The organism is Kribbella sp. NBC_00709, assembly GCF_036226565.1.
Lineage (GTDB): Bacteria > Actinomycetota > Actinomycetes > Propionibacteriales > Kribbellaceae > Kribbella.
This window is the reverse complement of record NZ_CP108996.1, coordinates 4,165,108-4,176,663: the sequence shown is the minus strand read 5'-3', so window position 1 is coordinate 4,176,663 and position 11,556 is coordinate 4,165,108. Positions and strand designations below refer to the sequence as shown.

12 protein-coding genes are annotated in these 11,556 nt (G+C 68.8%); 5 read left to right on the top strand and 7 right to left on the bottom strand.

Going from position 1 to position 11,556, the window contains the following annotated elements; all coding sequences use genetic code 11:
* Positions 1–3: 3 nt before the first annotated feature.
* Positions 4–1,230 (bottom strand): neutral zinc metallopeptidase, encoded by a 1,227-nt coding sequence (locus OHA18_RS20555; protein ID WP_329005776.1) that lies wholly within the window; start codon positions 1,228–1,230, stop codon positions 4–6.
* 203 nt (positions 1,231–1,433) lie between these two features.
* Positions 1,434–2,219 (bottom strand): class I SAM-dependent methyltransferase, encoded by a 786-nt coding sequence (locus OHA18_RS20550; RefSeq protein ID WP_329005775.1) that lies wholly within the window; start codon positions 2,217–2,219, stop codon positions 1,434–1,436.
* 63 nt (positions 2,220–2,282) lie between these two features.
* Here OHA18_RS20550 and OHA18_RS20545 point away from each other — a divergent pair, with 63 nt between their 5' ends.
* The 5 genes from OHA18_RS20545 (at position 2,283) to OHA18_RS20525 (ending at position 7,112) form a co-directional block, all read left to right on the top strand.
* Positions 2,283–3,014 carry an SAM-dependent methyltransferase gene (locus OHA18_RS20545; RefSeq protein ID WP_329005774.1) on the top strand — a complete coding sequence of 244 codons (732 nt, stop codon included), beginning with the start codon at positions 2,283–2,285 and terminating at the stop codon, positions 3,012–3,014.
* 101 nt (positions 3,015–3,115) lie between these two features.
* The gene (locus OHA18_RS20540) at positions 3,116–3,538 is read left to right on the top strand and encodes a hypothetical protein (protein ID WP_134105469.1); all 423 of its coding nucleotides are present in this window, start codon (positions 3,116–3,118) and stop codon (positions 3,536–3,538) included.
* 81 nt (positions 3,539–3,619) lie between these two features.
* The gene (locus OHA18_RS20535) at positions 3,620–4,165 is read left to right on the top strand and encodes a TetR/AcrR family transcriptional regulator (protein ID WP_329005773.1); all 546 of its coding nucleotides are present in this window, start codon (positions 3,620–3,622) and stop codon (positions 4,163–4,165) included.
* Position 4,166: 1 nt separating this feature from the next.
* Positions 4,167–5,339, top strand: coding sequence for an FAD-dependent oxidoreductase (locus OHA18_RS20530; protein ID WP_329005772.1), 1,173 nt, complete (start codon positions 4,167–4,169; stop codon positions 5,337–5,339).
* Positions 5,340–5,459: 120 nt separating this feature from the next.
* Positions 5,460–7,112, top strand: a complete 1,653-nt coding sequence (locus OHA18_RS20525) for a hypothetical protein (protein ID WP_329005771.1) — start codon at positions 5,460–5,462, stop codon at positions 7,110–7,112.
* On the opposite strand, the gene OHA18_RS20520 is transcribed toward OHA18_RS20525, so the two are convergent.
* The 5 genes from OHA18_RS20520 to OHA18_RS20500 are packed head-to-tail and all read right to left on the bottom strand — an operon-like array spanning position 7,096 to position 11,543.
* On the bottom strand, positions 7,096–7,761 hold the full coding sequence (locus OHA18_RS20520) for a class E sortase (RefSeq protein ID WP_329005770.1): 666 nt from the start codon (positions 7,759–7,761) through the stop codon (positions 7,096–7,098). The two genes, OHA18_RS20525 and OHA18_RS20520, sit on opposite strands and share 17 nt — an antisense overlap.
* A 40-nt stretch (positions 7,762–7,801) precedes the next feature.
* Positions 7,802–8,344: an MOSC domain-containing protein gene (locus tag OHA18_RS20515; RefSeq protein WP_329005769.1), complete on the bottom strand. Its 543-nt coding sequence runs from the start codon at positions 8,342–8,344 to the stop codon at positions 7,802–7,804.
* Between the two features lie 4 nt (positions 8,345–8,348).
* Entirely contained in the window at positions 8,349–9,098 is a 750-nt protein-coding gene (locus OHA18_RS20510; protein WP_329005768.1) for an aminoglycoside 3'-phosphotransferase, read from the bottom strand.
* Complete coding sequence (locus tag OHA18_RS20505) at positions 9,079–10,581, bottom strand: arylsulfatase (RefSeq protein WP_329005767.1); 1,503 nt, start codon at positions 10,579–10,581, stop codon at positions 9,079–9,081. Before OHA18_RS20505 ends, OHA18_RS20510 begins: the two co-directional genes overlap by 20 nt.
* Positions 10,545–11,543 carry a LacI family DNA-binding transcriptional regulator gene (locus OHA18_RS20500; protein ID WP_329005766.1) on the bottom strand — a complete coding sequence of 333 codons (999 nt, stop codon included), beginning with the start codon at positions 11,541–11,543 and terminating at the stop codon, positions 10,545–10,547. Before OHA18_RS20500 ends, OHA18_RS20505 begins: the two co-directional genes overlap by 37 nt.
* Positions 11,544–11,556: the final 13 nt, after the last annotated feature.

Below are 11,556 nucleotides of genomic sequence, written 5' to 3'. Positions count from 1 at the left end.
CGCTCAGCTGACCTTCGCGGATGCTGCGACGAAAGTGTTGCAGCTGCCCGGGTTGGTTGTCGCGAAGCCCTGGTTCATCCACAGGGTCAGGCTCTTGCTCGAGCCGTGGTCGGGGGTCTTGTCCTTGGTCTTGTCGTCGCCGCGGCGCTGGATCAGCCCGTTCCACTGCCGCAGCAGTTCGCCGCGGAGCGGGAAGCTGTTCTTGGCCGCACCGAAGAACACGGCGCCGAAGCAGTACGCCTGCAGGGCGGCCCGCCGCTGCTGCTCGAACTGCCCGGCCTTGCTCGCGGCCGTGTCGGCGAGGTTGTCGGACGCGTCGGCCATCCCGGTCAGGTTCTGCACGTGGACGCCGTACACGAACGCGAACGACTGCGCCATCTCCGCGCGGATCTCGGCCTTGTGCGTCGGGTACTGCTCGACGAGCTCCTGCCAGGGCATCGTCGCGCTGCCGCCGTCCTCGTCCTGGCAGTACAGCGCGAGGTCCTTCTGTACGCCGCACGCGGTCTCGTCGCCCTCCGCGTAGATGATCAGCCGCGGCGACCGGAACTCGAAGCCGGCCTTGGTCACGATCGGCTTCCAGGCCTTGTCCATACAAGCCGTCAGCGCCTGGTAGTACGAGCGCACGTTCTCCATCGACGTCGGCCGGAACGCGGGCTCCTGGCACTTCACCACCGGCATCGCCCCGGCCGCATAGATCGCGTTCTTGCCGACGATGTCCGCGTCCGGCGTACCCTTCCCGACCGGTTCGGTGACCGACGGCTCGCCGGTCGGCTTCACGGACGGCGTCACCATCGGGTTCACGCTGAAGCGGTCGGACGAGAACACCTTGACGGCGAACGTCGCGATGCCGGCGACGACGAGCAGCGCGCAGACCACGATCAGCGCGATCAGGCCCTTCGACCGCCGTTTCGTCGGGTCGAACGGGATCGGCTCCGGGTGGAACACCTCCCGGTACGCCGCGGCCGCGCGGTCACCGGCCGGCGGCGGTCCGAGCCGGCTGCCGGACAGCGTCGTACGGCGGGAGTCGATCCGGCTCCCTTGCAGTTGGGGCGGGGTCGGCGGCGCCTCGCCGCTCAGTCGCGGTGTGGGTGCGGCCAGCGGTGCGGAACCGCCGGGCGGCGTGATCGGCGTGACCGGAGGCACGCTTGGTCGCTGAGCGTCCGTCGTCCCCTGCTCACCCTCGCCGCCAGGCAGGAAATGACCAGGCTTGGGCGCCGGCTTGTCGGCCATGACTTCCCCGCTTCTCCCCAGTACCGGCCCCACGCCGGTCCCACCCATTCACCAAAGCAGCCGGAACACCCCCAGTGCCGGCCACCGGCTGATGTTGCGGCCTGGACCACCTGGCCGAAAACCAAGTTGCAGCTATTGACATCGTTTCGCGACCGACACGCCCTGGACAGCCGGCACCCTCTTGCCCGAAAGGGCAGCGACGATCAGCGGCGGCCACGGGCCAGGAAGTGCGGGCTGGCCGCCCTGAGGTTCGGGTCGGACTCGACCTGGCGGGCGAGGAGGACGGCGGACGGGAGGAGGGCCTCCGCGGCGTCGGGCGGGGTGTTCTGGAGGACGTTCGTGGCGGGTCCTTCGACGGCCAGGACCTCGACGTCGGTGAGGCCGGCGGTGGTGAGCTCGGTAGCCAGCTCTTCGGCGTGGTGGAAGTACGCGACGGTGAACCCGGCCTTGCCGTCGGTGCAGCCCGAGGCGAAGGCCTCGGTGAACACGGGCAGGTTCTCCGGCGTGAGGAAACCATTGCTCCCGGCCTCGAGGAGACCGGCGTACCGGCTGATGCCGGCCGCGATCACCAGGCCGCCCGGTCGCGTCACGCGGCGCGCCTCGGACAACGCCTGGGCGCGATCGGCCGCCTCGACCAGGTGATAGAGCGGGCCGAGCAGGAGCGTGACGTCCACACTCGCATCGGCCTGCTGCAGTTGGCGAGCGTCGCCGACCTCGGCGTGGAACGTCCCCACGGAGGCCGCCTGGTCTACATGTTCGCCGACCGGATCGACGAGCGTGACCTGATGGCCGTCCGCGGCCAGCCAGCGCGCATGGATGCCGGTCGCGCCGCCGACGTCGAGTACGGCGGACGCGGGCGGCAGCCAGCGCCGCAGGAGTTCCTGGGTCCGCAGGAACTCCAGCCGGCCGTGCCCGGACCGGATCAGCCGATCGTCCTCGACGTACCGGTCCCGGTAGAAAGTGAGAATCAACGGATCAAGATCAACCATCCGCCTACTGTGCCGGACGAAAATCCCGGGCACATCCCGTTTTGACGCCGCTACCCTGTGCGGATGGTGGAGCTGAAGCACGAGGACTATCCGCGGGCCGGAGGGTACGACGCCGAGTGGTTGCTCGCTCGCGACATGGGCCCGAATCCCCTGTGGTTGCTGGAGGATCTGGCCCGCGACCTCGACCTGCGACCGGGGATGCGGGTGCTCGACCTGGGCTCCGGGAAGGGCGCCACCGCGGTCTTCCTGGCGAAGGAGTACGGCGTCCAGGTGTGGGCCGCGGATCTGTGGGTCGACCCCACGGAGGCCGCCGCCTGCATCGCGCCGCAGGACGGTGTGGTGACGCTCAAGGCGGAGGCGCACACGCTGCCGTTCGCCAAGGAGTTCTTCGATGCGATCGTCTGCATCGACGCCTACGAGTACTTCGGGACCGCGGACAACTACCTCGCCTACATCACCAGCTTCCTCAAACCGGGCGGGCAGTTCGGTGTCGCGACTCCAGCGTTGACGAAGGAGCTCCGCGAGCTCGGGCACATCCCGGAGCACATCAAGAAGACGGTCGGGTGGGAGGCGCTCGCCTGGCACACCGCGGACTGGTGGCGGTTCCAGTGGGAGATCACCGAGCTCGTCGACGTCACCGCGGCGCGACTCCAGAAGGACGGCTGGTCGGACTGGCTCAGATGGTCCCGCGCAGTCTCGGAGTACCGCGGCGAGCCCGACGGCACCCTCGACATGCTCGAGGCAGATCAAGGCGAGTACCTGACCTTCGCGATCCTGGCAGCCCGCAAGCGCTGACGGCCTGGCATGCTGGGGGGCATGAACGAGCGGAGCGAGTTCATCATCAAACACAGCGCGATTTGTGCCTCATCCGCGCCCGGAGCGAAGCGAGGACGTGGATGAGCTGGGCTGTTTATGCGGTGCGCGGGCCAGGGGGCGTACGTCGCCTCGACGACATGCCGATGGACTACGAGCCGCCGTCGGTCGGTACGGCGACCGACGTGGTGGCCGCGGTCCGGGAAGTGGTGCCGGACGTCGACACGAGCAAGCCGTCCTGGCTGGCGCTGCGAAGTCCGGAGTACGACGTCGAGATGACCATCGGCAAGGGCGTCGAGGTCCGCGACATCACGTTCTACCTGAACGACGGCCCGCGGTCGATCCCGATCGTGATGGAGATCAGCCGCAAGCTCGGCGTCACGCCGTACGACACCGAGTCCGGCGACTTCCTCACCGAGGAGTCCCGCCCGCCCGTCCCGCCGCCGATGACGCCGGACGAGATCAAGATGAACAAGCCGAAGTGGTGGAAGTTCGGCCGCAAGTAACCCGGCCGCTGCTTGCCCCTACTGCTTCGCTTGCCATAGAATCAGGGCGATCGTACAGAACGATCGCCCTGGAGGAGGACGATGACGCCGACCGCGAGTCACGGGCAGGAGGTCCGCCGGCGATTGCTGGACGCCGCGGCCGAGCTGATCCCTGAGCGCGGCTGGTCCGCCGTCAGCACGCGGATCCTGGCCGATCGGGCCGGTGTCACGCCGAGCGTCGTGCACTACCACTTCTCGTCGATCCAGGACGTGCTCGCCGAGGCCGCGATCACCGCGATGCGCCAGGTGCTCGCGGCAACCGACTTCACCGCCGCGCCGTCGCCGACTGCGGCCGTCGACGCGATGCTCGCCTCGGTCGAGCAGTACGACGGGACCGATCCGATGTCGCTGCTCTTCACCGAGACCTACCTGGCCGCAACCCGCGACGACCGGCTGCGGGCGCAGATCGCCACGCTCGTGACGGATTTCCGCACCCAACTGAGCCATTGGCTGGCAATCCATCAGGTCCCCGAGCCCGCCGCGACCGCCGCGGTGCTCGCGGCAGCGATCGACGGCCTCCTCCTGCATCGGGGCCTCGGGCCAGAATCCCCTGCCCTGCCGACAGTTCTGCGAAGGCTGGTGAGTTGAAGTGCACGTCATCATCTGTGGCGCCGGAATCGCCGGACTCGCGCTGGCGAACCGCCTGTCGGCGCTCGGCCAGGAGGTCACCGTGCTCGAACGCAGCCCGGGCCCACGCGCCCAGGGCTACATGATCGACTTCTTCGGCCCGGGGTACGACGCGATGCGCGCAATGGGACTAGTACCTGCCTTGGAAGAGGTCGCGTACCACGTCGACGAAGCCGTCCTCGTCGACGAGCACGGCCGGCGCCGCGCCGGGATCGACATCCTGCAGTTCGCCGAGGGTGACCTGCTCAGCTTGATGCGGCCCGACCTCGAGCGCGTCCTGCGCGAACACCTCCCGCCAGCGGTCGACCTGCGGTACGGCGCGACTCTTGTCGGCGTCACGCCCCGGGACGACGGGGTGCAGATCGAGCTGGCCGACGGGACGACACTGGACGCGGATCTGCTGATCGGTGCCGATGGCATCCATTCCGCCGCACGACGGCTGGTGTTCGGGCCCGAGTCGTCGTACCTGCGATTCCTCGGGTTCCACACGGCGGCGTACAGCTTCGACGCGCCGGGGATCCATGACGAGGTGGGCGGGCGGTTCTGCCTGACGGACACGATCGGGCAGCAGTTCGGGTTCTATGCGTTGCGGGACGGGCGGGTGGCGTCGTTCGCGGTGCACCGCGCGCCAGAACCCGTCGCGCCAACGGACTTGCGGGCGGCGATCAAGTCGACGTACGCCGGGCTGGGATGGGTCGTGCCGGAGGCGCTGGCGTTGTGCCCGGACGAGGTCGAGATCTACTACGACGCCGTTGCGCAGATTCAGATGCCGCGGTGGAACTCCGGACGGGTCGCGCTCGTCGGTGACGCGTGTGGCGCGGTGTCGCTGCTCGCGGGGCAGGGGGCGTCACTCGGGATCGCGGGTGCGTTCGTGCTGGCGGAGAAGGTGGTCGGTGCGTCGTCGATCGAGGCAGGACTGGCCGAGTACGAGCAGGTCTGGCGGCCGGTGGTCGAGGAGAAGCAGAAGGTCGGGCGGTCGGCGGCGCGCTGGTTCCTGCCCAGCTCGCGGGTCGAGCTGGCAACCCGGCACGTCGTACTGCGGATCCTTCGCCTGCCGATCCTGCACAAGCTGCTCCCGGCGGCGATCGCGGGCAAACCCACCACGCTCATCCGCGAACTCCAGCCGACCCGTTGAGTCACGCCGCCTACAACAGTCTCCCTACTACAGCGGTGTGATGTTTTCCCTTGTGGATAAGGCGTTTCCGGCTCTGACCCGATTTGCGGCGATCACCGACCGGCGCGTACTGTCGAACACATGTTCGAAGACGATTTGCCTGAGCTGTCGACGGCCGACCTGCTGGAATCGGCCGCCGACTGCCGCGCCCTGGCCAACCGTGCCGATGCCCGCCTGCTCGAAGTCGCCCTCGAATACGCCGACCGCTACCACCCCACTGCCCACCCCGACCGCGCGCACCGGCTGGCGCGTCGATCGGGTGATGGACGCGAACGAGCGGTCGTGCTCGGCGGCGACGGCTGCCCGGAAATCCTCGAATTCGCCGTCGCCGAGTTCGGCGTCATCCTCGGCATCTCACCACAGGTCGCTTCCGGCTACCTCGGCCATGCCCTGGCACTGCGGCACCGCTTCCCGTTCACCTGGGCTCGACTCCTGGCCGGTGACGCGACCCCATGGAAGGCACGCCGCATCGTCGACGACTGCGCCAAGCTGTCGGCGGAAGCTGCTGCCTACGTCGACCGCCGCGTCGCACCGCTGATCGATTCGATCACGCCGTACCGGCTGGAAAAGATCGTCAAGGCCGCGAAGATGCATGCTGGTCCCGACCTCGCCCGTGCCGAGGCTGCGGAGAAAGCCTGCGAACGCGGTGTGTTCGTCGGCCAGTCCAACGAGCACGGCACCAGAACCATGTACATCAAAGCCGCAGCCGGCGCCGTCATCCGCAACAAGGCGACGCTCGACGCGATCGCCGACGCCCTGCAGGTCTTCGGTGACACCCGCGGAGTCCAGGCCCGGCGCGCCGAAGCAGTCGGCATCATCGCCGATCCCCGCTTCACACAAGAACTCCTCGACCAAGCCCGCAGCCAGGGCCTCGCAACCCCCGCCTCGCACAACCCCGCCCCGGACAGCGGCTGCTCGGGGGATGTCGCCTCAGACCTGGCTTCAGCCGGCGAGGCTCGCGACCGGGGCTGTCTCAACGACTCCGCCGGCCGTTCCGCGTCCGCTGGGCCCGTCGGGCCGGCCACGCCTTCAGGGTCGCGGTGGGGTGATGACGACCTGCTCGACGACGCGGTGGACAGTTCGGATGAGCCCTGCCCGGACGAGGACGGCGAACCACTGAACGCCGCCGCCCAACGAGCCCTGCGCGCCCAACTGGCCCGCATCAAACACGACGCCTACACCAATCCCAGCCTCGACAACCCCAGCACCGGCGCGGGTAGCGGCCGTGCGCGGGTGCGGCCCGGGCAGACCGAGATCTATGTGCACCTCACCGACCACACCCTGGCCACCGGCACCGGCGTACTGCGCGCCGAAGGCCTCGGCCCGATGCTCGCCCACCAACTCACAGAACTTGTCGGCCACGGCCCCTACACCGTCAAGCCGATCATCGACCTCAACGACGCCGTGAGTGTGGACGCCTACGAGATCCCCGACCGGATCCGCGAACGCGTCAAACTCACCCATCCCGTCGAGTTGTTCCCGTACGGCACCCAGGAAACTCGCCGCGCTATGGATCTCGACCACCTCCGGCCCTACGACCCCCTCGGGCCGCCAGGCCAAACCGCCACCTCCAACCTCGCACCGTTGGGCCGCTTCGCCCACCGGGTGAAGACCCACGCCCCAGGCTGGGCGGTGCGCCGCATCGACCACCTGACACTGGAATGGACCACACCCCACGGCGTCCGATTCCATGTCGACCCCACCGGTACCCATCGGATCAGGCCGGATGACTAGCAACGAGTGCGCCGATCTTGTTGATGCGGTGTTCGGGGTTGCCGAGGTCGTCGTGCCAGAAGTTGCCGGCGGCGTGGTCCTCGATGGTGGCGCAGGTGGAGATGGTGATCATCGCTCGCGTCGGCTTCGCTCCGGGGCTGCCCGGTACGGCGGCGTTCTGCTGCGCCTTCTCGGCCGGCTTCCGGAACGAGATCGTCATCGTCCGGCTCACTACATAGTCGTACACGGTCCCGCCGGCCGTGATGAGGATGTGGTCCCCGTTCTGCAGTTCGGGCACGCGTTCCAGCGGGCGTCCGTGACTGACGCGGTGCCCGGTGATGATGAAGTTCCCGATCTCCCCCGGACCGACGCCGCCGGCCTTCCCGCGCGGACTCGCGGCCACCCCTCGGTCCTGGATCTTGGTCCCCGGCCGGTCGTCCGCCGTGCCCCGATAGGCGATCACCCGCAACCCACGGACGCCGATCGCCGGGATCGACATGGTCACCGGGCCGGCAGGGGTTGGTCGCGGCACGAGGGTCGGCGCGGGTGTGGACGGCCTGAGCGTCCGCGTCGGACTGGTCGGGGCCGACGTCGGGTCAGTTGGGGTCGACGTCGTGTCGGTGCAGCCGGCCAACACCGCCAGCACGACGATCGCCCCCACCAGCTTCACCATCCGACGGTACGCCGGTCGTCCGAAAGCCGTCCGAAACTCAGTCGAGCAAGGTGAGCTCGGCCGGCCCGAGCCGCAGTACGCCGGACGTGAGCGGCGTCGCCCGGATCCCGCCGTGCCCGCGGAGCGCCTTCATCGCACCAGGCGCGAGGACCGCGTCCATCCAGGCGCACGGGTTGGCCGGCCGATTCGCCTGGAATGCGACCGGCCCGGATCCCGAGTCCACCGCGAAGCGACGTCCACCAACACGGGATCCGTCCGCCGTCCGGTGCGCCGCCAACTCGTCGATCGGGTAGCCGCGGAGTGCGATGTTGCGGCGGGCCAGGTGGGGGTCGAGGGGTTGGGGAAGGTCAAGGACGCGAACCACCTCGTCCAGGGACGCGGCGTCGATCAGTGTGACGGCGGCGTTCTTGTGGATCTTCTGGGCGTAGTAGCGGTCGCCGACGATGCCCAGTTCGGCGCGGATCTCGATCTCGGTCCGGGCGACCGGCTCGGGATCGGGGCGCGGGCCGTCCTGCGGGCGGCCCTCGAAGGCGTGGTGGCGGGAGACGACGAGCGCAACGATCTCGATCGGGATGCCCATGGGATCAGCCCCAGGTGAGTGGGTCGAGGAGGCGGAAGAAGTGGAGGCGGCGGGGGTCCGGGGTGGGGAGACCGTAAGCGGCCAGGAAGGGGGCTGGGTCGGCGGACCATTCGTCGTGGAGCTGGATAGTGACGAGGGCCAGGTCGGAGTACCGGTCGGCGAGGCCCAGGCGGCCCAGGTCGATCAGGCCGGTGACTTCCACGGTCTGCGGGTCGAAGAGCACGTTGGGCAGGCAGGCGTCGCCATGGCAGACGACCGGTTCGAGGACACTCTCGATATAGGAGCTCTCAGCAACTACTTGGTCGAGTAGCTCCGACGGCCGCAGCAGCCGCCACTCGTCGGTGAGGAAGTCCGGGTTCACCGCGTCCCGCCGTACGACGTCGGTCGCGGTCCCGATCACCGACGCCAGCGGTCGCTCGAACGGGCAATCGGTCAACGTATGCAGCTCCCGCAGTACCGCGCCCAGGCTCCGCATCGCACGGTCGCGCGCGGCCGGCGGGAGCAGGTCGCCGGGCACTCCTGGTACGACCGAGGTCACAAGGCAGGCACCATCCGATGACTCGAGCCAGTCCACAACTATTGCGCCGGGGACGCCGGTGCTTGCGAGCCACTCCACGCGATCGCGCTCTGCGGCGAGCTCTGCCACACCGGTCGGGGCGCAGCACTTCGCGATGACATCGCCTCGGCGGTAGACCGTTGTGTCGGACTCGCCGATGTCGATCGCGGTCCAGCCGTCAGGTGGTGGCGGTAGCAACTCGCTCCCTTGTGTGGCTGAGGATCGCGGTGACCGAACGCCCGGTAACTAGCTTGCCGTCGGCAACAAAGCCTTCCTCACGCCCGGTGAGGTCCTGGATCAACCGCTCCCGCCACAATTCCAGCAGGTCGGGGTGAGAGGCAACCAGATTACGCAGCTCCCCCGGATCCTCCTCCAGGTCGAACAGCTGCTCCACGCCGCGCGCCGAGCCCCACACGTACTTCGTCCTGCCGTCCGTCACCCATTGGATCGACTGCCCGAAGTGCAGATGCTCACCGTGCAACCACTCCCGCACCGGCACGGACGATCCGCGCAGGAACGGGGCCAGCGAGCAGCCGTCCACCGACGGCGGGATCGGTACGCCGGCCAGATCCAGCAGCGTCGGCATCACGTCCCGCAGCTCGACGACCTGGTCCACCACGCCGCCACGCGTCGCATCCGCCGCCGACGCCCGGTCCGCGACGATGAACGGGACCCGCGCGGATCCCTCGTACGGCACCGACTTCCGGAACATCCGGTGGTCGCCCATCATCTCGCCATGGTCGGAGGTGAACGCGATGATCGTGTCGTCGGACACCCCGAAGTCGACCAGCGCCTCCCGGATCCGGTTGATCTGCAGATCGATCTGCGCCATCAGCCCGTAGTACCCGGCTCGCGCGCGGTGCACGACCCGGTCCGGCAGATCCCCGATCGACGCCTGGTAGTCCCCGTCCCGGCGGAACTCGTCCCAGTCGCTCTCCCAGTCACCCAGCGCACGCTCGTACGGCGGCAACGCGTCGTACCGGTCGAACGCCCAGGCCGGCGGGTCGTACGGCGGATGCGGGCGATGGAACGACAAGTACAGGAAGAACGGCTTGGTCGGATCGCGCCGGTACAGCCAATCGATCGTCTGCGTGCCGATCCAATGCGTCGGATGCAACGACTCCGCCTTGTCCCACGGCCGCGCGACCACCGAGTTGCAGTTCACGCCGTGGTCGAAGTACTCCGCGTCCGGCGACACCCCAGGCTGCCGGCGTAGCCACGGCACGTAGTCGTCGAAGAACCCGAACTGCTGCCGGTACGCCCGCCGAGAATGGTGCAGGAACCCGTCGTGCAGTACGACGTCGTCGAACCCGAGCCGCGCCCGCTCCGGCCACACGTGCATCTTCCCGATCGCCTGCGTGTGATACCCGGCCCGCCGGAACTCGCCCTGGATCGTCACCGGATGCGCGGCCTCGAACGGTACGCCGTCGGTGTACCCGACCCGCCCGTGCCGCTCCTGCGACTGCCCGGTGAACAAGGCCACCCGGGCCGGCACACAGGTCGGCGTCGCGGAATAGCCCCGGCTGAACCGCACCCCGGACCGCGCCAGCTCATCCAGATGCGGCGTCTCGACGTACGGATGACCGGCGCACGACAACGCGTCACCCCGCCACTCGTCGACGCAGATCAGTACGACGTTCGGCCTCATACCTGAGACGACTCGCGGACGATCAGCTGCCATGGGAAGTCGAACACCTCACCTGGAGCGCCCTCTCGATCGGTCAGCCTGCTCACGATGATCTGCGCCAGCGCCTCGTTGAAGTTGACCGGTCCGACCGTCGACAGCGACGGGTCGAGGTGCTCGCCCTCGGGTGTGTTGCCGACGCCGACGATCGCCAGCTCCCGCGGTACGTCGATCCGCAGCCGATGTGCGGCTCGGACGGCGGCGATCGCGGCGAAGTCCGTCGTGCAGTAGATCGCGGTCGGCCGTTCCGGCTTGGAGAGCAGCGCCATCGCGGCCCGGTACGCACCTTCGGGATGCTGCTCGAAGACCTCGATGTCTTCCTCCCGGATCGACTTGCCGGCGGCACGCAGCGTGTTCAGGTACGCGTCGAAGCGGGCGAACTGGGTCGTCCGCGAGGTGAGCGCGCCGACCCGGTCGTGGTGCTCGAGCAGGTGCTCCACCGCGAGGTGGCACCGCGGCTCGGCACCCGACCGGATCACGTCGAAGCCGGCCGGTTCGAGCGTCTCGCTGAACGCGACGATCTGCACGCCTTGGGCCGCGAACGCTTCCAGCTCGGCGATCTGGGCAGGGTCCGGCTTGATGCTGTCGATGAAGATCACGTCCGGTGTCCGGTTCGCCAGCACGGTGCGCCAGTCGCCGTCGGCCACGATCAGCGCGGTCTTGCCCAGCGGGGTCACCGCCGTACTGACCGTGGCCGCGACCGCCTGCGACCACGGGTCCGCGAGGACGTTCAGCGAGAGCAGGACCAGGTCCGACTTCCCGGTACGGATCGCGCGAGCGGCGTCGTTGCGGCGGTACCCGAGCCGCGTCGCCGCCGCGCGGACCCGGTCCGCGGTCGTGTCCTTGATCGTGTGGCTGCGATGCCGTCCGGAGAGCACGTAGGACACGGTCGCGACCGAGACACCTGCCTCCTTCGCCACCATACGCAGCGTCGGCCGATCGGCCGCAGGTGAGGACATAGGACGATTGTCG